Source organism: Cupriavidus sp. 05T42 (assembly GCF_056396345.1).
In genome coordinates this window covers 46,566-69,889 of sequence record NZ_JBFTLH010000003.1, presented here as the reverse complement: position 1 = coordinate 69,889, position 23,324 = coordinate 46,566, and the positions used below count along the sequence as shown (strand labels likewise).

At 67.6% G+C, this 23,324-nt stretch carries 22 protein-coding genes; 16 read left to right on the top strand and 6 right to left on the bottom strand.

Going from position 1 to position 23,324, the window contains the following annotated elements; all coding sequences use genetic code 11:
• The first annotated feature begins 36 nt into the window (after window positions 1–36).
• The 8 genes from AC1EJR_RS04500 to AC1EJR_RS04465 all read left to right on the top strand — a co-directional run bounded on the left by AC1EJR_RS04500 (window position 37) and on the right by AC1EJR_RS04465 (window position 5,688).
• On the top strand, window positions 37–1,554 hold the full coding sequence (locus AC1EJR_RS04500) for an efflux transporter outer membrane subunit (protein WP_092295006.1): 1,518 nt from the start codon (window positions 37–39) through the stop codon (window positions 1,552–1,554).
• 131 nt (window positions 1,555–1,685) lie between these two features.
• On the top strand, window positions 1,686–2,093 hold the full coding sequence (locus tag AC1EJR_RS04495) for a hypothetical protein (RefSeq protein WP_477113025.1): 408 nt from the start codon (window positions 1,686–1,688) through the stop codon (window positions 2,091–2,093).
• A 69-nt stretch (window positions 2,094–2,162) separates the two neighbouring features.
• Window positions 2,163–2,633, top strand: a complete 471-nt coding sequence (locus tag AC1EJR_RS04490; protein WP_092295008.1) for a DUF2127 domain-containing protein — start codon at window positions 2,163–2,165, stop codon at window positions 2,631–2,633.
• A gap of 100 nt (window positions 2,634–2,733) precedes the next feature.
• Window positions 2,734–3,024: an antibiotic biosynthesis monooxygenase family protein gene (locus AC1EJR_RS04485; protein ID WP_092295010.1), complete on the top strand. Its 291-nt coding sequence runs from the start codon at window positions 2,734–2,736 to the stop codon at window positions 3,022–3,024.
• A 14-nt stretch (window positions 3,025–3,038) separates the two neighbouring features.
• Window positions 3,039–3,671, top strand: a complete 633-nt coding sequence (gene pssA, locus AC1EJR_RS04480; protein ID WP_092295012.1) for a CDP-diacylglycerol--serine O-phosphatidyltransferase — start codon at window positions 3,039–3,041, stop codon at window positions 3,669–3,671.
• A gap of 62 nt (window positions 3,672–3,733) precedes the next feature.
• Complete coding sequence (locus tag AC1EJR_RS04475; RefSeq protein ID WP_441592706.1) at window positions 3,734–4,000, top strand: type II toxin-antitoxin system Phd/YefM family antitoxin; 267 nt, start codon at window positions 3,734–3,736, stop codon at window positions 3,998–4,000.
• Window positions 3,997–4,386 (top strand): type II toxin-antitoxin system VapC family toxin, encoded by a 390-nt coding sequence (locus tag AC1EJR_RS04470; RefSeq protein ID WP_092295016.1) that lies wholly within the window; start codon window positions 3,997–3,999, stop codon window positions 4,384–4,386. Before AC1EJR_RS04475 ends, AC1EJR_RS04470 begins: the two co-directional genes overlap by 4 nt.
• Window positions 4,387–4,419: 33 nt before the next feature.
• Window positions 4,420–5,688 (top strand): serine hydrolase domain-containing protein, encoded by a 1,269-nt coding sequence (locus AC1EJR_RS04465; RefSeq protein WP_477105234.1) that lies wholly within the window; start codon window positions 4,420–4,422, stop codon window positions 5,686–5,688.
• Here AC1EJR_RS04465 and AC1EJR_RS04460 read toward each other — a convergent pair.
• Window positions 5,685–6,707 carry a helix-turn-helix domain-containing protein gene (locus AC1EJR_RS04460; protein ID WP_092295020.1) on the bottom strand — a complete coding sequence of 341 codons (1,023 nt, stop codon included), beginning with the start codon at window positions 6,705–6,707 and terminating at the stop codon, window positions 5,685–5,687. The two genes, AC1EJR_RS04465 and AC1EJR_RS04460, sit on opposite strands and share 4 nt — an antisense overlap.
• 133 nt (window positions 6,708–6,840) lie before the next feature.
• On the opposite strand from AC1EJR_RS04460, the gene AC1EJR_RS04455 reads away from it, so the two are divergent.
• From AC1EJR_RS04455 to AC1EJR_RS04430, 6 genes are all read left to right on the top strand, one after another.
• Entirely contained in the window at window positions 6,841–9,246 is a 2,406-nt protein-coding gene (locus AC1EJR_RS04455) for an acylase (RefSeq protein ID WP_477146879.1), read from the top strand.
• A 150-nt stretch (window positions 9,247–9,396) separates the two neighbouring features.
• The gene (locus AC1EJR_RS04450; RefSeq protein WP_092295024.1) at window positions 9,397–10,005 is read left to right on the top strand and encodes a TetR/AcrR family transcriptional regulator; all 609 of its coding nucleotides are present in this window, start codon (window positions 9,397–9,399) and stop codon (window positions 10,003–10,005) included.
• 116 nt (window positions 10,006–10,121) lie between these two features.
• Window positions 10,122–11,369: a YbfB/YjiJ family MFS transporter gene (locus tag AC1EJR_RS04445; RefSeq protein WP_092295026.1), complete on the top strand. Its 1,248-nt coding sequence runs from the start codon at window positions 10,122–10,124 to the stop codon at window positions 11,367–11,369.
• 110 nt (window positions 11,370–11,479) lie between these two features.
• Window positions 11,480–12,595: an NADH:flavin oxidoreductase/NADH oxidase gene (locus AC1EJR_RS04440; RefSeq protein WP_441592702.1), complete on the top strand. Its 1,116-nt coding sequence runs from the start codon at window positions 11,480–11,482 to the stop codon at window positions 12,593–12,595.
• A gap of 161 nt (window positions 12,596–12,756) precedes the next feature.
• A complete protein-coding gene (locus AC1EJR_RS04435) occupies window positions 12,757–15,348 on the top strand; it encodes a hypothetical protein (protein ID WP_477113023.1) in 2,592 nt (863 codons plus the stop codon).
• Window positions 15,349–15,529: 181 nt separating this feature from the next.
• Window positions 15,530–15,697: a hypothetical protein gene (locus AC1EJR_RS04430; protein WP_177219923.1), complete on the top strand. Its 168-nt coding sequence runs from the start codon at window positions 15,530–15,532 to the stop codon at window positions 15,695–15,697.
• A 40-nt stretch (window positions 15,698–15,737) separates the two neighbouring features.
• On the opposite strand, the gene AC1EJR_RS04425 is transcribed toward AC1EJR_RS04430, so the two are convergent.
• The 3 genes from AC1EJR_RS04425 to AC1EJR_RS04415 all read right to left on the bottom strand — a co-directional run bounded on the left by AC1EJR_RS04425 (window position 15,738) and on the right by AC1EJR_RS04415 (window position 19,849).
• Entirely contained in the window at window positions 15,738–17,192 is a 1,455-nt protein-coding gene (locus AC1EJR_RS04425; RefSeq protein ID WP_441592701.1) for an aldehyde dehydrogenase family protein, read from the bottom strand.
• A 167-nt stretch (window positions 17,193–17,359) separates the two neighbouring features.
• Window positions 17,360–19,168, bottom strand: coding sequence for an ATP-binding response regulator (locus AC1EJR_RS04420; protein WP_092295036.1), 1,809 nt, complete (start codon window positions 19,166–19,168; stop codon window positions 17,360–17,362).
• Between the two features lie 18 nt (window positions 19,169–19,186).
• Window positions 19,187–19,849 carry a response regulator transcription factor gene (locus tag AC1EJR_RS04415; RefSeq protein ID WP_092295038.1) on the bottom strand — a complete coding sequence of 221 codons (663 nt, stop codon included), beginning with the start codon at window positions 19,847–19,849 and terminating at the stop codon, window positions 19,187–19,189.
• Window positions 19,850–19,959: 110 nt separating this feature from the next.
• On the opposite strand from AC1EJR_RS04415, the gene AC1EJR_RS04410 reads away from it, so the two are divergent.
• Entirely contained in the window at window positions 19,960–20,385 is a 426-nt protein-coding gene (locus AC1EJR_RS04410; protein WP_441592699.1) for an amidase family protein, read from the top strand.
• A gap of 60 nt (window positions 20,386–20,445) precedes the next feature.
• Here AC1EJR_RS04410 and AC1EJR_RS04405 read toward each other — a convergent pair whose 3' ends face one another.
• Entirely contained in the window at window positions 20,446–21,468 is a 1,023-nt protein-coding gene (locus AC1EJR_RS04405) for a class I fructose-bisphosphate aldolase (protein ID WP_477113021.1), read from the bottom strand.
• Window positions 21,469–21,666: 198 nt separating this feature from the next.
• Between AC1EJR_RS04405 and AC1EJR_RS04400 the strand changes: the two genes are divergently transcribed.
• Window positions 21,667–22,047: a hypothetical protein gene (locus AC1EJR_RS04400; protein ID WP_092295119.1), complete on the top strand. Its 381-nt coding sequence runs from the start codon at window positions 21,667–21,669 to the stop codon at window positions 22,045–22,047.
• Window positions 22,048–22,086: 39 nt separating this feature from the next.
• On the opposite strand, the gene AC1EJR_RS04395 is transcribed toward AC1EJR_RS04400, so the two are convergent.
• A complete protein-coding gene (locus tag AC1EJR_RS04395) occupies window positions 22,087–23,313 on the bottom strand; it encodes an MFS transporter (RefSeq protein ID WP_477110087.1) in 1,227 nt (408 codons plus the stop codon).
• Window positions 23,314–23,324: the final 11 nt, after the last annotated feature.

Genomic DNA, 23,324 nt, shown 5'->3' with positions numbered 1-23,324 from the left:
CCAATCAGAGACATGAAAGCAAAAAGGGAACACATCATGATTGCGCAATTGACACGCACGCTGCCCCGCCTGGCCACACTGGCCGCCGCGCTGGTGCTGGCGGGCTGCTCGCTGGCGCCGACCTACAAGGTGCCCGAGACCGCCTCCGTGCCCGCGTTCAAGGAAGCGGAAGCGGCGCAGGCCGAGGGCGCGCAGTGGAAGACCGCTACGCCGGCCGAGGGCCAGCATCGCGGTGACTGGTGGAAGGTATTCGGCGATGCCGACCTGGACCGCCTGATCACGGCCGCCAACGGCAGCAACCAGGACCTCGCTGCCGCAGCCGCCCGGCTGAAGCAGGCGCGGGCCTTCATGGGCGCGACCGAGGCCGACCTCTATCCGCAACTGAGCGTCGGGCTCGATCCGACGCGTACGCAGGCGTCAGCCGCCTCGCAGGGCCTGCCTGACGGCACCCGTGTGTCGCCGCAGACCGTGTACAAGGCCCGTGCCTTCGCCAGCTACGAGCTGGACCTGTTCGGCCGCGTGGCCAGCAGTGTGAACGCCGCCCGGGCAGACACCCAGGCTGCCGAGGATCTGTATCGCTCGGTGCAACTCGCGCTGCAGGCTGACACCGCGCAGGCCTACTTCGCGCTGCGCACGCTGGATAGCGAACGCGAACTGCTGAACGCGACGATCAAGCTGCGCGAGGATGCGCTGTCGCTGCTGAAGAAGCGCTACGACGCCGGCGAGACTACCGACCTCGATCCGGCCCGTGCCGAAGCCGAACTGGGCACCGCGCGCGCGGACCTGGCCGGTATCGAGCGTCGCCGCGCCAATCAGGAGCATGCGCTGGCCGTGCTGACCGGCGTGCCGCCGGCGCAGTTCACGCTGGCTGCGCGGCCGTTCGACACGGCACCTGTGGCGGTGCCGGCCGGCCTGCCGTCGGAGCTGCTGGAGCGCCGTCCCGACATCGCCGCCGCCGAGCGGCAGATGGCGGCCGCCAACGCGCGGATCGGCGTGGCGAAGGCCGCGTTCTTCCCGCGTATCTCGCTGACCGCGCTGTTCGGCTTCGAGTCGGCGGATCTGTCGAACCTGTTCAAGTGGTCGTCGCGTACGTGGATGCTGGGGCCGCTGATTGGCACGACCGTCGCGCAGACCGTGTTCGACGGTGGCCGCAACAGCTCCAATCTGGCCGGCGCCCGCGCCGCGCACGAGGAAACCGTGGCGTCGTACCGGCAGACCGTGCTGGTGGCCTTCCGCGAAGTGGAAGACAGCCTGGCCGACGTGCGCTGGCTGAGCCAGCAGGGTACGGCGCTGGACGGCGCGCTGGCCGGCGCCCGCCGCGCGCAGCGCATCTCGCGCAGCCGCTACGATGCCGGTGCGGTCGATTACCTGACCGTGATCGACGCGGACCGCACGGTGCTTCAGTCGCAGCGTGAGGCTAATCAGGTCGCGGGCCTGCGCGCAGCGGCGACGGTGTCGCTGGTGCGCAGCCTCGGCGGCGGCTGGGGTCCGCTGCCGGAGTCGGTGGCGGCCAACGGCACCGCGCAACCGGCGGCGCAACAAACCGCCCAGTAGCCTAGGCAGTAAGCGGCGTAACAAGTCGTAAGCCCCGGCAGGGGCACGCTGGCGCGAGGTATCCAGAGCACTACACTGGATGCATCGCGCCAGTTTCTTTTTGTAGCGGCGCCATGAAAGAGGAGGGCGCCATGCCATCGAGACTGCTTGTTGCCATGATGGCGGCCACCCAGTTGTCGCTGGGCATGCTGTGGCCCCAGTGCGCAGGCGCCCAGCCCTCGACCACGGGATCGATCGCGGTAGGCGGCTCGGCGCATGTGAAGGGGCCAGTCACGGTGCAGGGCACCCTGAGCGTGGACGGCAGCGTCTACGCAGAGGGTCCGATCACCGCCGCGTGGTTCTCCTCCCCGGGGCGCGGCTATCCGCCGCCGCCGGCGCGCGGCCTGCTCAAGGTGTTCCATGGGCCGTTGACGGTACATGGCACGATGGTGGTGCACGGCGACCTGCATGTCGATGGGCCGCTCACGGTCACCGGCCCGCTCGAGGCCGGCGGTGGCATCGACGCCGGCGGCCCGATGGTGGAGCGGCAGGCGCGCTAGGCCAGCCGGGCGATCCGTCTCGCCGCGAATGCTGCACAATGGCGGCTTCGTCGACTCCCGCAACTCGCCATGGCAAAAGGGGCAGCAGCCAGCCCGCAACTGGGCCTCAAGAGCATTGCAATGTTCGAAGCCGCCAAGGGCGCGCTCGTCATCCTGGCCGGCATCGGCCTTGTGGCGCTGCTGCACCGCGACGCGCAGGCACTGGCGGAAGCCATCGTCAGCCGCTTCCATATCAACCCGGCGAGCCGGTATCCCACCATCTTCCTGTCGCTGCTTGCCCATCCCACGGATGGGCGGCTCTGGGCCATTGGCGGCTCGGCCGCGATGTACGCGCTGATGCGGTTCACCGAAGCCTATGGCCTCTGGCGTGGGCGCGCATGGGGCAACTGGCTCGGCGTGTGGTCCGGCGGCATCTATATTCCGGTGGAGGTTTACGAGGCGATCCGCCATCCCACATGGCTCCATGTGGGGCTGGCCGTGGCGAACGCGCTCGTGGTGGCCTACCTCGTGATGGGGCTGGCGCGGCACCGCGTGACGTGACGAGCGCGCGCCAAAATCTGCTAAGGTAGACAGCAAGCCGCTTCGCGGCGCATTGCTGACTGATCGGAAGACTCTGATCCCACCCGAACACGAGACCATCATGATTCACGAAATCGCCCAGATCACCATCAAGCCCGGCATGGAGTCGCAGTTCGAAGGCGCTGTGGCGCAGGCCAAGCCGCTGTTCCTGCGTGCGCGCGGCTGCCACGGCATGAACCTGCGACGCTCGATCGAGCAGCCGTCGCAATACGCGCTCGTGGTGGCCTGGGAAACCGTGGAAGACCACATGGTCCACTTCCGCGAGTCCGACGACTTCCAGACCTGGCGCAAGCTCGTGGGCGACTGCTTTGCCGCGCCGCCCCAGGTGCATCACGTCACCACCGTGCTCTGACCCGGAGGTTGCGCATGGCGACACCCCAGGAGCGCCCACGGCATTTCTCGATGCTACGCGACCTGCAGCTGGCCGATTTTTTTACACTGGCCAACGCGGCGTGCGGAATGGGATCGGTATTTTTTGCCATGTACTACGTGGCCGAGCCGATGCTGACCTATTTCTACATCGCCGCGGCGCTGGCGCCGGCAGCCTTCATCTTCGATGTGCTCGACGGCCGTATCGCGCGCTGGCGCCACGCCCATTCGGCGCTGGGCCGCGAACTCGATTCGCTGTCTGACATCATCTCGTTCGGGGTGGGCCCGGCCACGCTGGCCTTCGCCGCCGGCATGCGCGGCGGCTGGGACCTCGCCGCGCTGATCTACTTCGTCTGCTGCGGCGTCAGCCGGCTGGCACGCTTCAACGTGACCGCCGAAACGCTGGCCGAGGGCACCGGCAAGGTCAAGTACTTCGAAGGCACCCCGATCCCGACCAGCGTGGTCCTGACCGGCATCCTGGCCTGGTGCGCCGCCGCTGGCCGCATCGGCGATGCCCTGCCCGCCGGCGCCTGGCTGATCGGCCCCGGCACCTTCCACCCGATGGCGCTGCTGTTCGTCCTGAGCGGCTCGTTCATGATCAGCAAGACGCTGCGGATTCCGAAGTTTTAGGGCGTTTTCGTCCTGCCGCCGGATGGGCTATACTTAGCTAAGAAGATTAGCTAGGATAAAAGATGCCAACCATCAACATGCATGAGGCCAAGAGTCAGTTGTCCAGGCTGGTGGATGCGGTCGAGTCCGGCCTGGAGACCGAAGTCATCATTGCCCGCAATGGGAAGCCGGCCGCGAGGCTGGTGCCGATATCGGCTTCGGTGGATGTGTCCAGGCGCATCGGCGGCGGCAGGGCGTTGTTCGGGGCGGTGATGGACGACACGACGCTGGCCAAGTTCAACGAAGTGGACGAGGACGTTGCCGCGCTCTTCTATGGGGAGCGTGAATGAGGCTGCTGCTGGATACGCACATCGCCTTGTGGGCGGCCTTCGATGCCCCCCAATTGCCGCCAGCCGCCGCCGAGTTGATCGCCAATCCCATCAACGACATCTTTGTGTCCACGGCCAGCCTGTGGGAGATTGGGATCAAGTCGTCCATCGGCAAGCTCGAACTCACGGCTACGCAAGCCTCGACTGTGTTCGACTTGTGTGGATACCGCTCCCTGGACCTGACCAAGCTGCATGCGCGCACGCTTGACGGACTCGCGCTGAATCCGAACCACAAGGATCCGTTCGACCGCATGCTGGTGGCACAGTCCCTGTCAGAAGGCATGACGCTGCTGACGGCGGATGCCAAGATGTCCGGCTACCATCCGGTGCTGGTCCGCATTGTGTGATCATCGCGATAAAAACAACCAGGAGATTCGGCGATGCAAGACAAGACGGTGCAAGGTATGTCCCGGGCCCGGCTGGAGCGGGTCGAGCAGTTCCTCGATACCAACTACGTATCCAGCGGCAAGCTGCCCGGCGCGCTGGTCCAGGTGTGGCGGCGCGGCGAAGTCGTGCTGAATTCCGTGCTGGGCGTGGCCGACCGCGAGCGGCAGACGCCGCTGGCCGAGGATTCGATCTTCCGCATCTACTCGATGACGAAGCCGATCACCTCGGTGGCGATCATGATGCTGGTGGAGGAGTGCAAGATCGCCCTCGATGATCCTGTCAGCAAGTACATCCCGTCCTGGGAGAACCTCGGCGTTTATGCGGGCGGCTATATGGATAGCTTCCAGACCCGGCCGGCCAAGCGCCAGATGCTGGTGGTGGACCTGCTGCGCCATACGTCCGGCCTGACCTACGGCTTCCAGCAGAACAGCAATGTCGATGCCGCCTACCGCAAGCTGAAGATTGCCGACCGGACCACCGAGGGCACGACGCTGGACGACATGGTCGGGCAGTTGTCGAAGCTGCCGCTGGAATTCTCGCCCGGCGAGGCGTGGAACTACTCGGTTTCCACCGACGTGCTGGGCTATCTGGTCGGCAAGGTCAGTGGCATGCCGTTCGAGAGCTTCGTCAAGCAGCGCATCCTCGATCCACTGGGCATGGTGGACACCGCGTTCCACGTGCCGGAAGACAAGGTCTCGCGCTTCAGCGCCTGCTATGCCGTGGGCGTGCTTGGCTCCAAAGTGGTGTCCCAGGACCGTCCGACACTGCAGGACGACCCGCGCACCAGCCCGTACCTGAAGCCGCCCACGCTGGTTTCCGGCGGCGGCGGGCTCGTTTCCACGGCCGCCGACTACCTGCGCTTTTCGCGCATGCTGCTGCAAGGCGGTGAACTCGATGGGGTGCGCCTGCTCGGCCCCAAGACGCTGGCGCTGATGACCGCCAACCATCTGCCGGGCGGGCAGGACATCCCGCGCCTGTCGCGCTCGATGTTCAGCGAGGCCACCTACGATGGGGTGGGCTTCGGTCTCGGCTTCGCCACCACGGTCACGCCGGCGAGCACGCTGATGCCGGGCAGTGCGGGCGACTTCTTCTGGGGCGGCGCCGCCAGTACCTTCTTCTGGGTCGATCCCCAGGAAGACCTGATCGGCGTGTTCCTGACGCAGCTGCTGCCGTCGTCCGCGTTCCCCGTGCGGCGCCAGTTGCGGACGCTGGTCTATAGCGCGATCACCGAGCCCGGCCCCGCAGCACGTGGCAGGGGCTAAGCCGCCCCCGCGCGCAACTCGGCCCGCACCGAGTGCGCGCGCCGGTGCGCCCCGGGCGGCAGGCCGGTGTGCTTGCGCACCACGGAGCGGAACGCTGACATATCCTGATAGCCGCACTGCTCGGCAATCGCCGTCAGGCTCAGCGTGGTCACCTCCAGCAGATGGCAGGCGCGTTCCGCGCGCAGCTTGTGCAGGAACTGCAGCGGCGACATCCCCACCGATTTCATGAAATGCCGCAGCAGCGTGCGCTCGCTGGTGGCGGCCACCGCTGCCAGCCGCGCCAGGTCGTAGGGATCGGCCAGATGCTGTTGCAGGTGCCGGCGGGCGCGTAGCACCACGCTTTCTCGGGGCGCGTCGCCAGCGCGGAGCCATATCTTCAGCGCCGCGCCGCGCTCGGGCTGGTCCAGCAGGGTATTGCCGACGGTGCGGGCCAGCGCGTCGCCGGCCATGCGCGCCACGGCCCGCTGCATCAGCACGTGGATCTGCTCCATCGCGCGCGCGCTGAGCAGGTTGCCGCTCTCCACGATGGCCTGATCGGCCGGCAGCCGCCGCGCCGGCTCCCCGGCGCGCATCCAGTTCCCGATCAGCCACGGCACGGCCAGCCGCCACGGCTTGGGCAGTGTCAGGCCGACCAGCAGCGCCACCGCCGTGAATGGCGCCACCAGCAGCGCGCCGTTGGCCGCCGCCGCCGCGATGGCCGCGCGCTCGGCATCGATCTTTGATAGCAGCAGTTCCAGCCCGGCGATATGGTCGAACAGCGGCGGGCCGATCACGACCATGCTGTCGCTGTCGGCCTGCGCGAGGGCGTCCAGCCCGACCACCTCGGCCCGCATGACCTCGGCGGCGGCGCGCCAGCGATCGGGCTCGGCTGCTGCGATCCGCCACTGGAAGGGCGTGGCGTGGCCGCGCCGCCGTGGCTGCATGGAGGCGAGCGTGTTCGCGATCATCAGCGTATCGGCCGCCACGGCCAGCGTGGAGACCGCCACGGCGGGATAGCAGATCAGATAGACGATGGTCATCGGAGCGGGGGCGGCGCCGCATGGCGGCATTGCCACCAATTCTGGCGAGATTCCCCCTACCTGTCATGCCCCGATTTACCCGACCATTGGCCACGCGGCACCCAGAACAATCACAAGAGACGGAGAGAGACAGATGAAGCATCGCATTGCGCGAGGCGCGATCGCGCTCGCCACGCTGGCCCTGGCAGCCACCGCGCTGACCGGCTGCGCCACCAGCGGGGGATATGGCAGCGAGCAGGGCCTGAGCGCGGAAATCCGGCGCACGTCGTACGGCATTCCGCACATCCGTGCCAACGACTACGCCGGCGTGGCGTTCGGCATGGCCTACGCCTATGCGCAGGAAAACGTCTGCCTGATGGCCGACCAGCTTGTTACGGTCAGCGGCGAGCGCTCGGCCGTGTTCGGCCCGGACCAGACCACCGAGGTCTCGTTCAAGCGCATGCGCAACACTGACGCAGACGCGTTCTTCCGCGCGATTCTGGACGACGACGCCCTGCAGGCCGGCATGGCCACGCAGTCGCCCGAGGCGCGCGAACTGCTGCGCGGCTACATCGCCGGCTACAACCGCTATCTGCGCGATACCCCGCCGGCGCAGCGCCCCGCCGCCTGCCGCAATGCCGCGTGGGTGCGGCCCATCACCGCGCTGGACATGGCGCGGCTGGCCGAGGAAAAGAGCATTCAGGCCAGCGCCGGCGCCCTCGCGGCCGGCATCCTGGCCGCTGCGCCGCCTGCCGCCGGCAAGGCTGCTGCGGCGCTGTCGGACAAGATCGATGTCGCGTCGATCGACGTCGACGCCGTCAACCGCGACCTCCAGCTGCTCGATCCGCCCATCGGCAGCAACGGCTGGGCCTTCGGCAAGGCCGCCACGGTCAACGGGCGCGGCCTGCTGCTCGGCAATCCGCACTTCCCGTGGACCACCACCAACCGCTTTTTCGAAGCCCACCTGACCGTCCCGGGCAAGCTGGACGTGATGGGCGCGTCCATCGCCTCGTTCCCCATCATCAGCATCGGCTTCAACAAGGACGTGGCGTGGACCCACACGGTGTCCACCGCGCGCCGTTTCACGCTGTTCGAACTGAAGCTGGCCGAGGGCGACCCGACGACCTACCTGATCGACGGCAAGCCGCACAAGATGACCACGAAGACGGTGCGCTACGACGTGCGCCAGCCTGACGGCACGCTGGCGGCGCGTACGCACACGATCTACCTGACCGAGTACGGCCCCGTGGTGGCGATGCCGGCTGCCGGCCTGCCGTGGACCGCCCAGCGCGCCTACACGCTGCGCGACGCCAACCGCAATAACATGCGCGCCATCGACACCTGGCTGGATATCGCCCGCGCCGGCAATGTGGGCGATGTGCGCCAGGCCATCGGCAACCTCGGCATCCCCTGGGTCAACACGATCGCCACGGACCGCCATGGCCGTGCGCTGTTCGCCGATGTCTCGGTCACGCCGAACGTCTCGACGGCGATGCTCGGCCAGTGTGCGCCGGCCGGCGAGGGCGCCGCGCTGGCGAAGAAGCTGCTCGTGGGCACCGGCATGGTGTTGCTGGACGGCTCACGCGCCGCGTGCAACTGGACCGTGGACGCCGCCTCGCCGGTGCCGGGCCTTGTGCCGCCATCGGCCATGCCGGTGCTGGAGCGCGACGACTTCGTGGCCAATAGCAACGACAGCTCCTGGCTGACCAACCCGGCGCAGAAGCTGGAGGGCTTCTCGCCGGTGCTCGGCCCGCAGGGCGTGCCACAGCGGCTGCGCACACGCGTGGGCCTGATGGAGATCGGCAAGCGGCTGTCGGGCGTGGATGGCCTGCCCGGCAATCGTTTCGATGTGCCGAGCCTGCAAGCCGTGCTGTTCCGTGACCGCAACCTGGCGGCCGAAATCGTACTGGACGACCTGTTGCGCGCCTGTGCCGGCAAGGCGGCGCAGGCCGATGCGGATCTGCGCGATGGGTGCGCGGCGCTGGGCCAGTGGGACCGCCGCAGCAACGTGGAGAGCCGCGCGGCGCCGCTGTTCCGCGAGTTCTGGATGCGCGCGCACACCATCCCCAACGTCTATGCCGTGGCGTTCAATGCGGCGGACCCGGTCAACACGCCGCGCGGCCTGCGCATGCAGGACGGCACGGTGGGCCCGGCGGTGTTCAAGGCGCTCAAGGACGCGGTCGGGGCCATGCGCATGGCTGGATTTGCGCTCGATGCGCCACTTGGGGACGTCCAGGCGGCGATTTCCCCGGCGGGCCGCATCGCGCTCCACGGCGGCGAGGAGTACGAGGGCGTGCTGAACAAGCTGACCAGCCAGCCGGTGTCGGCGCAGGGCCTGCACGTCTATTTCGGCACCAGCTATGTCCAGACGGTGGGGTTCGATGACCAAGGGCCGGTGGCGCAGGCGCTGCTCGTCTACGGCCAGTCGGTCGATCCCAACTCGCCGCACGCCTGGGACCAGATGCGGCAGTTCTCGGCCAAACGCTGGATTTCGCTGCCGTTCACGGAACAGGCGATTGCGGCGGACCCGCAGCTCACCGTGGTGAAACTGAGTCAATAAGAGGGCTCTGCGTCACCCCGATTCCCAAAGACACCGCCCGGTTCCCCGCCGGGCGGTTTGTTTTTTGTGGCGACGCAGCATCCGACCTTGCGTTTTGTATCGATCGCTCTATAATCCGTTTCATATCGACCGATACAAAACGGAATCGTCATGGCAAGACCCCGGCAATTCGACGCAGCGGCTGCGCTGGCCGCCGCCCAGAACACCTTCCTGGACAAGGGCTACCAGGCCACGTCCACGCGCGAGCTGACGCAGGCCATGGGCCTGACCCAGCCCAGCCTCTACAACGCGTTTGGCGACAAGCGCTCGCTGTTCCTGCTGGCGCTGGACGACTACCTGAACAAGTCGCTGCGTGCCCGCATCGCGCGCGCGGAAGCGAACCATCCGCCGGCGGAGGCCATTTCGGCGTTCTTCGCCGAGAGCGTGGAGCGCGCACTGGCGGACCCGCAGCATCGCGGCTGCATGCTGATCAATGCTTCCCTGGATGCCTCGTCCGACGACCCCGCGCTGCGCGAGGTGGTAGCCGAGGAACTGGACGATCTCCGCGCGTTCTTCGAACGTTCCGTGCGCGCCGCGCAGACCGCCGGCACGCTGGATGCCGACTTCGTCCCCGAGGACGTGGCCGCCAACCTGCTGGCCGTGCAGGTGGGCCTGCGCGTGCTGTCGCGCGTGATGCCCGAGCGCCCGCTGCTCGAGGCGATGGTGCGGCAGGCGCTGTCCATGCTGGGTCTGCCGTCCACGTCCCCGCCATCGTGTTGATGCCGATCCGCTGATCCGCTGAGGGCCCCCGGCCCGCCTCGCATTCCCCCTGATCCATTCGCCAACGTGCTGCCGGCGCAGCGCGGGGGCGGCGTTCGTCCCCAAGGAGTTCCGTCATGTCCCAAGATGCCGCTACGGCACCAACACCCACCGCGATCCGGCCCTCCGCGGACGGGGCGCTCGATGCCCGGGCCCTCTATGCCGCGCTGGCCGGCCTCTGCGCGAGCCTCGTCGCCATCGGCCTCGCACGCTTTGCCTACACGCCGCTGATTCCCCCGCTGATCCACGCGCACTGGTTCACGGCCGCCGATACGGTCACGCTCAGCGCCGCCAATTTCGCGGGCTACTTCGCCGGCGCGCTGTTTGGCCGGCCGATCGCCGCGCGGCTGTCCAACCGCCATGCGCTGCGCTGGCTGATGGTGGCCGCCACGGCGGCGTTCTTCGCCTGCGCGTTTCCGCTCTCGGTGAGTTGGTTCTTCGTCTGGCGCTTCCTGTCCGGGCTGTCAGGCGGCGCCATCATGGTGCTCGTGGCGACGGCCATCCTGCCCCATATCGCGCCGGCGCGGCGCGGGTTCGTCAGCGGCATGATCTTTCTCGGCCTGGGGTTGGGCATCGCGGCATCCGGCACGCTGGTGCCGGCGTTGCTGACGCTGGGCCTGCGCGAGACGTGGCTCGGCCTTGGCGCGCTGTCGCTGGTGCTGACGGCGCTGAGCTGGTTCGGCTGGCCGACCACCGATGCGCCGGCCGGCACGCCGGCCTCGCCCGCCGGGCACCCCGAAATTGGTGCAGCGCTCCGCGCCGAGCGGCCCACGCTGCGGCTGCTGAGCCTGCAATACGCGGCCAATGCGCTGGGGCTGGTGCCGGCGATGGTGTTGCTGGTGGACTACGTGGCGCGCGGGCTGGGGCAGGGCGCCAACGTGGGCGCCGGCTACTGGGTGCTCTACGGCGTGGCAGCCATCGCCGGGCCGCTGGTCTCCGGCTTCATGGGTGACCGCATGGGCTTCCGCAATGCCTACCGGCTGGCGCTGGCGCTCCAGGCCCTGGCTGTGGCGGCGCTGGCGCTGTGGGACGGCCCCGTGGCGATCGTGGCGGCCACCATCGTGCTCGGCGCGTTCACGCCCGGCGTGGTGCCGTTGATGCTCGGCCGCGTGCACGACGCGCTGCCGCACGACCCCAGCGCGCAGCGCGCCGCCTGGAGCCGCGTGACCAGCGCCTTCGCGCTGTTCCAGGTGCTGGCCGGCTACGGCTACTCCTACCTGTTCGCGCACACGCACGAGAACTACGCGCTGATCTTTGCCTGCGGCGCGGTGGCCTTCGTGATTGCGCTGGGGGCGGATCTGGCGCTGCGGGGACGGGTGCGATAAGGGTCGGCGGCGCTGTAGGGGCGTTGCGAGCAAGGTTTTCCGCGCGCCACTACAATCGCCAAACATCGTGACACCCGGCTACGCCTGAAGGCCTCCGAAGGAACCTGTTCATGTCCCAACTTTTCACGCCCTACAAGATCGGCAATCTCGAACTTGCCAACCGCATCGCGATTGCGCCGATGTGCCAGTACTCGGCCGACGAGGGCTCGGCCACCGACTGGCACATGATTCACCTGGGCCACATGGCGCTGTCCGGCGCCGGGCTGCTGATCGTCGAGGCCACGGCGGTGTCGCCCGAGGGCCGCATCTCGCCGGACGACCTCGGCCTGTACGGCGATGCCAACGAGGCCGCGCTGGGCCGCGTGCTGGACGCGGTGCGCAAGTACTCGCCCATCGCCGTGAGCGTGCAGCTCGCGCATGCGGGCCGCAAGGCGTCGAGCCAGGCACCTTGGGAGGGCGGCGCGCAAATCCGCCCGGACCAGCCGCGCGGCTGGCAGACCCTGGCGCCCTCGGCAGTGCCGCATGGCGCGGACGAAGTGCCGCCCGTGGCGCTGGACAAGGCCGGCATGCGCAAGATTCGTGACGACTTCGTCGCGGCGGCCAAGCGCGCTGCGCGGCTTGGTATCGACGGTATCGAGGTGCACGGCGCGCACGGCTACCTGCTGCACCAGTTCCTGTCTCCGCTGGCCAACCATCGCACCGACGAGTACGGCGGCAGCCTGGAGAACCGCATGCGCTTCCCGCTGGAAGTGTTCGATGCCGTGCGCGAGGCGTTTCCGGCCGAGCGGCCCGTGTGGATGCGCGTCTCCGCCACGGACTGGGTGCCGAACGGCTGGGACATCGACGGCACGCTGGCGCTGTCCCACGCGCTCAAGGCGCGCGGGTGCGCGGCGGTGCATGTGAGCACGGGCGGCGTGTCCCCGCAGCAGGCCATCAAGCTCGGACCGGGCTACCAGGTGCCGTACGCGCAGCGCGTGAAGGCCGAGGTGGGCCTGCCGACACTGGCCGTGGGCCTGATCACGGAACCCGAGCAGGCCGAATCCATCGTCGCCAACCACGAGGCCGATGTCATCTCGATTGCGCGCGCCATGCTCTACGACCCGCGCTGGCCGTGGCATGCCGCCGCCAAGCTCGGCGCCAGCGTGGACGCCCCGAAGCAGTACTGGCGCTCCCAGCCGCGCGGGCTCGAGAAGCTGTTCCGCGACGCGCATTTCGGCCAGCGCTGAGTCCCTGACTTCCCCTTGTCCAGCCTTTCCCGGCGCGCCTGATCCATCTGATGCATCCGGCGCGCATCGCCAATCCATTCTCCGATCCTGCCTTGCCGCCTAACCTGCGCTGACGCTGGCGCACGGGGCGCCGCGCTGACGAACATGCGGAGGCAGGGATCATGGCAGTGCTTTACGACATCAAGGTGGAGAGCGGGGCGTCGCAGTGGTATGGCGTGATCTCGGTCACGAATATCCGCTACGCCGATGGCAGCGCGGTCCGGGTCAACGACTTCCTCGGCATGGGGTTCCATTCCCCGGCATCGGTGCAGCCCACCGACTTCAATCCGCAGTTCTGGATGTGGACGCCGACCACGGCGGAGACCACGAATGACCAGATCGACAGCCAGACCTGGGACGTCACCGCCAAGCTCATTTTCGAACTGGGGCACACGTTTGCCGCCCAGGACAAGATCAATATCGGCATCAATGGCGACCTGACCGGCCCCGACGCGGCCGACTACCTGTCGTCGTTCGCGCTGGCTGCGGATACGCTGCCGGATACCAACGGCATCGTCAGCGTGCAGGCCAACTCGGCGCCCGATGAGCGGCTGTACTCGTCCGCCCAGACCCTGTACTTCACGCAGGGCACCCAAGTCCATGTGGAGACAGTGGCGCCGGGCACGACCACGCCGCTGGCGCTGCCGGCCGGCACGTATTCGATTACCGCCAGCCCGCTGTCGAACCATGCCGGCACGGTCGTGTCCACTGCCCATGTGCAGCCGTCGACCGTCACGGTCACGCCCGGCAGCAATGCAGTCATCATGGTCGTCTACGACCCGGCGAAGTACACTGCGGCGCTCGATGTGTCGATTGGCGATATTCCCGTGCTGGCGGACGAACTGCTCGACGTCACGGTGGTGTCCCGCAACAGCCAGGACCCGCTCGCCGCGTTCTCGAGCCCGCCCGGGCATCTCACGCAACTGCACGGGCTGCCGCTGGTCGGCGTGGTCGACATCAGCGTGGCGAGCATCGCGGTGAACAACGTTCGCCACACGTTCCCGTCCCAGCACCGTTCGCTCGATACCAAGCTCCAGTTCGTTGCGTTCACGGCCGCCGACATGCATTCCACGGCGGTCAGCACCGCCGGCTTCGTGACGCTGCCGGTCGTCATCACCTCGGACGTGACCGTCAACGCGCCGCTGGACGTGCGTCTGGTGGCGCCGAACATGAGCTATCACCAGACCTTCCACCTCGTGGCGGGCACGCATAGCTACAACCTCGCCGTGCCGGTGCAGCCGCAGACGTACGCCGTGGAGGTGTCGGACTTCATCTACGACGGCGTGGTGTACAACACGCAGACCGCGGACTACCTCGTCGTGCTGTCCACGGGCAAGGCGCAGCTGCATATCGACGTCGCGCAGGGCGCGAACCTCAAGGTGCGCGGCTTCCCGGATTTCCTGAGCTTCGGCGGCTGCGCCGACCTGACGCCGGGCAATGCGGTGGACTTCGTCGCGGCGCGCGCGTCATCGGTGTTCAAGTACGCGGGCTTCGATGGGGCCGGCGATCCCGGCCAATACCTGACCGACGACGCCCAGACCACGCGCACCATCCTGCTCGCGCGCGATGTGGAGCAGCAGATTGGCGGCGGCCACAAGGTGCTGCCGGTGATGGTGTCCTATACCTGCAACCTGTCCCTTGGCGACACGCCCACGCAGCTCGCCAACACGCAGGGGCTGGCTCACAGCTTCGGCAACCTCATCCTGTCGCTGAACCTGGCGAAGGCCCACACCGATGTCGACCATCCGGTGCCGTGCGGCTTCGTGGTCAACCCGGACTTCCTCGGCGCCTGCCAGCAGGGCGGATTCGCGCCGGACTACGCCATGCCGGTGCGCGAGCCGCTGCGGCAGGCCCTGGCCCACTGGAAGGTGGTCGCCACGATTCCGCAGAACATCGAAGAGAACATCCGGGGCTATGTGGCGGCCGTGAACTGGCTGATCCGCACCGTGGCGCCGGCGGTCACCTTCGGCTGGCAGGTCAACCTGTGGGGGGTGGGGGCGTCCGAGTGGATCTACGCATCCGACGACTCACCGGTCCGCAACGGCCGGGTCACCGCCGCGTATGTGCGGGCGCTGAAGGTCCACGAGGGGCCGTACGCGCCGGACTTCCTCGCCGTGGACCGCTACGAGGCCGACGACTTCACCATCCGCGCCTACGCCAACGGCTATTGCTACTGGGTGCACGAGTGGAAGCGCTTCTTCGACTTCTGCGCCGAACTGAGCCGCGATCTCAAGGTGCCGATCATGCCGTGGCAGGTGCCGGCCAGCCATGCGCCGCTGGTCACGGACCCGGTCAACGACAACTTCGACACGCAGAACTGGGGCACGGGCGGCACGTACATCCTCGGCGATCCGGCCATCGGCAGCGATTACCACAACATCAATCCGAAGATCATCGCCCTGCAGTTCCCGGATGCCTTCCACTGGGCGATGGGCACGAGCGCCGAGGACATGTTCGAGCGCTCGATACCGTTCGACGTCAGCGCCCCGGCCTATGGCGACTTCCCGTATCGCGGCATCTTTACGCTGCTGCTGGGCGGCGGCGCCACCACGGGCATCATCTCGACGGTGGGCGATGACACCTCCTTCGTGCGTGACAAGCTCAACGCGTACATGGACCACCCGATCCCGTTCGGCAACGACGCCGCGTCGCTGGGCACGCCCCGTCCGCAGCGCCGGCTGCGGCGGCGCGGATTGGTGCGATGCGGCAAATAAGGCACGCGCCATAGGCGATGAGCCAGGCGCGGCAGGAGCAGGGATTTCCATGATTGTCACGGCCCGGTGAAGTGACGACCATGGGCCTCAATAGATTGCGTTGGGCAGTACCGCGGGCGCCCCGATTCGAGCCAGCCCGCCATCACAGAAGTAGTCGAAGAACGAACTCTGGGAGACATCCATGCAAGTCTATGACGGCCTTGTTTTTGCCTGCGCCATGATGCTGATCTGCGCGTACACGTATCTGGGCGTGCAGTCGCAGAGCCTGGCGCTCAAGTACGGCTCCCCGGCCATCGTCGGCGTGCTGACGATCGCCTACGCGCTGCTGCCGATGCGGATGGTCGGCTGACCGACCCTCCGCATCCCATCCTCCTCCGTTCTGGCTGACGCTAGCGTAGCGACAGCCAGATCGCCTTTGGTTCCGTGAAGTTCTCGATGGCGGCATCGCCGTGCTCGCGCCCCAGGCCCGAGTCGCCCGACCCGCCCCACGGCAGCCTCACGTCCGTATAGCCATAGGTGTTGATCCACACGGTGCCCGCGCGCAGCTCGCCGGCCACCTTGTGCACGCGCGCGATGTCCGCGCTCCACACCCCGGCCGCGAGGCTGAAGGCGGTGCCGTTGGCGATGCGCACCGCGTCCGCCTCATCGTCGAACGGGATCACGCTGGCCACCGGGCCGAAGATTTCCTCCTGCGAGATGCGCATCTCGTGCTCGACGTTGGCGAACACGGTGGGCGCCACGTAGAAGCCGCGCTCGCCGATGCGCGCGCCGCCGGTGACCGCGCTCGCGCCTTCCTTCTTGCCGATCTCCACGTAGTCCAGCACGGTCTTCATCTGCGCCGCCGAGACCACCGGGCCCATGGTCGTGCCGGGCTCGGCCGGGTCGCCCACGCGGATCGCGCGGGCGCGCGCGGCCATCCGCTCGACCACTTCGTCGTAGACCTGCCGCTGCGCCAGGATGCGCGAGCCCGCCGAGCAGACCTGGCCCGCGTTGAAGAAGATGCCGGAGGCCGCCGCGCGCGTGGCGGCGTCCAGGTCGGCATCGGCAAAAATCACATTGGCGGACTTGCCGCCCAGCTCCAGCGTCACGCGCTTGAAGTTGGCCGCCGCGCCCTGCATGATGCCGCGCCCCACGCCCGGCGAGCCCGTGAAGGTCACCTTGTCGACGCCCGGGTGCGCCACCAGCGCGTTGCCGACCACGCTGCCCTTGCCCGTGACGATATTGAACACGCCCGGCGGCACGCCAGCCTCCAGCGCCAGCTCGGCCACGCGCAGCGCGGAGAGCGGGGTGATTTCGGCCGGCTTCACCACCAGCGTGCAGCCGCATGCCAGCGCCGGGGCAATCTTCCACATGCCGATCATCAGCGGGAAATTCCACGGCACGATGGCGGCCACCACGCCCACCGGCTCGCGCACGGTGTAGGTCAGCGCGTCGTTGCGGGCGGGAATCACCTGGCCGTTGATCTTGTCGCACCAGCCGGCGTAGTAGCGCACGGTGTCGATGGCGGCCGGCACGTCCTGGCGCCGCACGCCGGCCAGCGGCTTGCCGCAGTCCTGGCTTTCCAGCTGCACCAGTTCCTCGGCGTGGGCTTCCAGCAGGTCGGCGAAGCGGTAGAGAATGCGCCCGCGCTCGGCGGCGCGCATGCGGTTCCAGACCTTCAGCGCGGCGCGCGCGGCCTGCACGGCGCGGTCCACGTCGGCGGCATTGCCCTGCGCCACGCGGGCGATGGGCGTTTCGTTGGCCGGATTGATGTCAGTGGAGTATTCGCCACTTCCGGGCGGCGCGCGCTGGCCGTCGATCAGCAGATCATGGGTCGGCAGGTCGCCGGATGGGGATAAAGGCATGGAAGGCTCCTCGCTGCTGGGTCATTGTTGGGGATGACGTGCGCATTGGCCGGACGAGCTGCGGTGCCGCGCCCGCTTCTGCCTTGCAGTGTGGTGGGCGTGCTGATCTAAGTCCAATTAATAGGACTGATTCATTCATGCTTTTAATGCATGAATGGGGGTGGGGCTTATTGTTCCGCCCGCGAGCATTCACCCTGGTCGATTTCCACCCAGTGGGACTCGCGCAGCAGGGTGCTGATGGCCGCGTGGAGTTCGCCCGGCACCACGGGTTTGTGGAGCAGGGCGGTGCCGCCGGCATGGGCATGCCGCAGGCGGTCAGCGGCGGTGTCGCCGGTGATGATGATGGCCGGCAGCGCACGGCCCACGCGCTCGCGGATGGCCGCCATGGCTTCCTGCCCGGTGCGATGGCCGCGCAGGCGGTAATCGGCCAGGATCAGGTCCGGGGTGAAGGCGTCCAGCGTGGCCAGCGCCTCTTCCTCGCTCTCGGCGGTGCGGCACTGGCAGTGCCAGACCGCCAGCAGCCCGGCCATGGCCTCGCGGATGGCCGGGTCGTCGTCGATCACCAGCACGCGCAGCCCGTCCAACCGCATCGCGGCGCGCGGATGGGCGACTTCCTCGGGCGCGGTCCAGGCCAGCGGCAGCCGTAGCCGGAACACCGAGCCACGCTCTGGCGCGGAGGCCAGCGTCACGCGCGTCTGCATCGTGCGCGCCAGTCCTTCGACGATGGCCAGCCCGAGGCCCAGCCCCTTGCGCTGGTCGCGCTCGGGATTCCCGAGCTGGTGGAACTCGCGGAAGATGTCCTGGTGCTGCGCGGCCGGAATGCCGATGCCGGTGTCCCAGACCTCCACCGACACATGGAAGCGGCGCGTGCGGCAGGCCACCAGCACGCCGCCCGTGCGCGTGTAGCGGATGGCGTTCGCAATCAGGTTGCGCAGGATCAGTTCCACCAGCGTCGGGTCGCCGAACAGCGTGGCGGTGGTGTCGCGCGTGCGGTAGACCAGCCCGCGCGCGTTGGCTTGCGGCGCGAACTCGTTCTCGAGCTTGTACAGCAGCGGCTGCAGACGGAACGGGCGCGGCCGGGGCGTGATCACGCCCGCTTCGAGCTTCGAGAAATCGAGCAGCGTGTTCAGCATCTCGCGGGCCGCGCCGGAGGAAGCCTCGATATGGGCCAGCAACTGGCGCTGGTGGTCATCGAGCCGCGTGCGGCCCAGCGAGACCACGAACAGCCCCAGCGCGTGCAAAGGCTGGCGCAGGTCGTGGCTGGCGGAGGCCAGAAACACCGACTTCGCCCGGTTGGCTTCCTCGGCCCCGCGCTGGGCGTGGCCGGCGCGCGCGGTCTGGTCGCGCAACTGCGAAATGAGTTCGACGTTTTCGAAGCGCAGGGCGATGGCATGCCGCGCCACGCGCGCGTAGTTGCGCGCGAAAATCATCAGCACGACCAGATAGAGCGGCGTGCCGAGGAACATCGGCAGGTAGGCGATATCGCCCGTGGCCAGGAAGACCATCCAGACCGGCACGATCGACGGGATGAAGAAGCCCACCGCCACCGGCAGGCAGGCCGAGAACACCGCGAGCGCCGCTGCACTCATGCCGGCGATCAGCGACAGCACGCAGATCACCACGGCCGGGGAGCGGATATCGAGATAGAGCCAGGCCACCAGCCCCCACAGGCTGCCGATCAGCACCAGCATCACGGTCATGACCCGCGCGTAGCGGCCCGAGCCGGATTCGGTGAGCCGGTTCGGTACCGCCAGCCGGCCGAAATAGGCCGCCGCGCAGGCGATGGCCATTGCCGCCGCCCAGGGCAGCGCGCCCGGGTGCCCGCCGGTGATGGTCAGCCCGCTGGCCAATATCAGCGCGGCCAGCGCGCAGCCGAGCATGGCGATGCCAAAACTCTGGTCGATCAACTCCATCTGCGCCGTCAGCAGGCGCGGCTCGTCGTAGCGCGGGAGCAGGCCGAATGGAGTCGATGTCATGCGGATGGCGGCGGGCAGTCAGCGTTGCGCCTGCACCAGCCCGCGGCGCTGGGCCTCGAGGATGGCTTCCACGCGGCTGACCACGCCAAGGTGGCCGAGAATGGCCGCCACGTGCACGCGCACGGTGTTCTCGGACAGCCCCAGGTGATAGGCGATGACCTTGTTCGACCGCCCCAGGTTGAGCTGCCCCAGCACCTCCAACTGGCGCGGCGTGAGCTGGCTCGGCGCATAGTGCGCCGCCTGCGGGGCGCCATTCAGCCCATTCAGGCCATCAAGGCAGCCGCCGTTGCCATCCGTGGCGAAATGCGTGCCGCCGCTCAGGCAGCAGGCAATCGCTTCCTCGATCTCGCGCGCATCGGCGGACTTCGGGAGGAATCCGGCAATGTCCTTGCGCGCCTCGGCTGATATGGCGTCGAGCCCGGAGGTGCCCGAGACGATCAGGAATTTCGCCGTCTGAAAGTGACGCTTAAGTACCTTTACGCCCTCGATCCCGTTCAGGCCCGGCATCTGGATGTCGAGCAGGACGATGTCCACCGGCTTCTCGCCATGCTGCGCCACGGCCTCCATCACCGAACCGGCCTCGATGATCGTATCCACGCTCGGACTGTCCGCCAGCAACAGCTTGAGCCCCGTGCGAAACAGGGTGTGGTCATCGATCAGCAGGAGGCGGGCACGGGGCATGGAACGGCGGGGGGCGGGGGAGGAGACGATTGGACTCGATTCCGGCCAGCTTGTCCATGCGGGGCGTTGCGCAGACGCCCGGCTAGTCCGGAAAGATTATTGGCACTCGCGTGCCGGGGTGCGAGGATCGCCACGTGGACGAATTCCGCGACTTGTCCATACCACTTTGGATACCCACTCCCTCCCGGCAGTGGGTATTTTTTTGGGCTTTTGCTTGTCGACGGTGTGCGGGGCCGGGCTTACGCCGGCAGCAGTCCCGCCGTACGCCCGTGTTACCGATTCCGGCACACAAGCATGGCGTCTCGACATTCCTCATCAACGGCCAAACCGTGGACGCTACCTATCTGCAGGGAGCAACCGTGCCCCTGAACCTGACCGGCCTTCCGGGATTGTCGATTCGGTTCGGTTCAAGCCACGACGGCATGCCGATCAACGTTCAATTGGTATCCAGTTGGCAGGCCGAGTCGACGATTCTTCATCTCGCCGGCCTGCTGGAAAGGGCGAGCCAATTCCACGGTCTTCGCCCATCCCTCTGAACGAACGAGACGCCGCTCGGATGCCGACGTCCCACGTGGCGCACTGAGCGTGTTGCAGGCTCAGCCTGTGGCATCCTCGAGCGCCGCCTGGTATTGGCCCAGGCAGGCCATGCCGTTCAGGCGGGAGCGTTGCAACAGGGCCCGTTGTGCGAGCGCCGCGTTGCCTGCCTCGCCTCTCCACGCCAGCAGCGCCGGTTCCTGCAAGGCGCGCCCGTACGAAAACGACAGCCGCCAGGGCAGCGGGGCGAGTCGGTTCATCGCATCGAGATTGGCGGTGGCTTCGGAGGGTGTCTGGCCGCCGGACAGGAAGAAAACGCCCGGCACCGCCGCCGGCACCGTGCGCCTGAGTATCTGCACGGTATGCATGGCCACGTCGGCCGCTGCAGCAAGCCCGCACGCCTTGCCGGGCAGCACCATGCTCGGCTTCAGCAGCATGTGCTCGAGCACCACCCTGTGCCGGTGCAAGGCGTGGAAGACTTCGTGCAGCACGGCCTCGGACACCTCGGCGCAACGCGCCATGGTGTGCGCGCCGTCCATCAGCACCTCGGGCTCGACGATCGGCACCACGCCCGCTTCCTGGCAGGTCGCGGCATAGCGCGCCAGCGCTTCCGCGTTCGCTGTGATGGCGAGCCGGCCCGGGAGCGTGTCCGAGATGTTGTACACCGCGCGCCACTTAGCGAAGCGCGCGCCCTGCTGGCGATAGCCCGCGAGCCGTTTCGCCAGCCCATCGTGGCCCTCGGTGATCTCGTCCCCGGGCGCGTGGGCGAGCGCCAGCTTGCCCTTGTCCACCTTGATGCCGGGCACGATGCCCTGGCGCGCCGCCATCTCCGGTAACGGTGTGCCATCGTCGGCGCGCTGGCCCAGCGTTTCCTCGTACAGGATCACGCCACTGATGAACTCGCCGAGCCCCGGTGTGGACAAGAGCAGGCTGCGCCACGCGCGGCGCGTCTCCTCGCTTGATGGGACACCGATGTGCTCGAACCGCTTGGCAATCGTTGGCCCGCTCTCGTCGGCGGCCAAGAGGCCTTTGCCGGCCTGAACCAGCGCATCCATGGTGCTTTGCAATTCGCTTTTTGTATCCATGATGTGCTCCGGGACGCGTGGCATGAGCCCCCACGGCATGGGGTTGTGCTCTTCAGGCGCCTATAAATGTAGGAGACGGCCACGTGTTTGTGAACGATTCACGGAATCCATCTGGCCGGTGGTTGCCGTCAACGGTCAGTCGCCAGAAGCGCCATGTCCTTCCTCACACTGGTCTTCCATGGACGAGCCCGGTTCGCCATGACGGGTGTTCACATTCTTTTGGCGACGTTCGGGTTGGCTGCCTGCGTGTCGACTGGCGTCGATGTGAAGCAGGAACAGTTGTCGTACTTCATGATCGGCTTCTCCACGCTCGACGACGTTACCGGGCAGCTCGGAAATCCGACCTGGCGGGCATCCCTAAGTAGCGGCTCGACGGTCCTGATCTATTCGTTTGCCAGCTCCAGGCCACATCCCGAGAGCTTTCTGCCGTTCATTGGCCCGCTGTTCTCAGGCGGCGAGATTCGGTCGGTGATGGTCCTTTTCGAATTCGACCAAAACGGCGTCCTCCGGAGTCACGGGAGGACGACATCCAGTAGCGTTTCAGGATGGAGCGTATTGCCGCCCGGCACCCTGCCGTGACGTGGTGCGCTCATGGCGATATTCAACGCCGTGTTCCCATCAATTCAGGGTGCCAACACGCCGGAAGGCGACCAGCATGGCAAGGTCATAGCCGATTTTCAACACACCACAAGCCAGCAATGGCGCTCCAGCCCACCCCATTGCCATGAGCCCACCGGCCAGCACTGGGCCGATCGCGGCAGCCAGGCTGCGCGGCACCGCCGTCAGGCTTGCTGCCGCCGTCCGCTCGGCGGGGGTGACCACCGCCATCACGAATGCCGTCCGTGTTGGTACATCCATTTGAGACAGCGCGCTGCGCGCCAGCAGCAACAGTAACGTCAAGCTCAACGACGGTGCGAACGCGGCGGCAATCAGGAACGCGCTGGAAGGGATATGCGTGAACACCATGGTGTTCAGTAGCCCGATCCTTCGGGCCAGTGGCACAGCGGCGAGCTGGGAAGCCGTGGTAAGCAGCCCGGCCCAGAAGAAGAACTGGCCCGCCGCACCCGGGGACATCCCGAAACGCTGCATCAGCCAAAGCGACAGCAAGGCATTGACGACCAGGCCGCCCGCAAACGCATCGACACTGAACAGCATCGCGAGCCGGATGACGATCTGGCGCGATGGCCCCAACGGCGCGGCCGTCGACATCGACTGCGGATGGGGTTCGGGCAACCTCGCGTAGAGCACCCAGAGCGCCATGCCCGTCAAGGCGTAGACGAGGAACATCAGGCGCATGCCGTCCAGGAAGGACAGGTCGGTATGCCTGCCAAGCCAACCAGGTATCGCTGCGGCCAACGCTCCGAACGCCGCGGAGAGGGAACCCGCAAGTCCGTAGCGCGCGAACAATGCCGTGCGCGCGTCAGGTGTCGCGGCCTCGGCCAGCCGCGCCTGCTCCAGCGGCAGGAACACGCTGACATCCCCCGAGCTCGGGTTCAGCGTGCCGATAAAGGCAACGATCAAGAGCGGCCAGAGCGATGACAGACCCGCAAAGGCCGCCCCGGTGCCGGCCATCAGGGCGGCCGCCAGTATCAGCAGACGGCGCTGCGGAAAGCGGTTCCCGACGAGTCCGACCAGAATGGTCGTCATCGCGGAGCCAATCAGCGTGACGCTGCTGATCAGTCCCACGGCGAGTGGGTCGAAGCCCAGGGCCAGCAGGTACGCGGGCAGCAGTACAGCCACGAATCCATCGCAGAAACCGCGCAACGCCCGCCCGGCGAGCAGCGGCATCACGCCTGCGTCGGTGCCGGGTGGAAAGGCAAGGTCGGAAAGCAATGCGCGAATCATTTGCTGTGCCG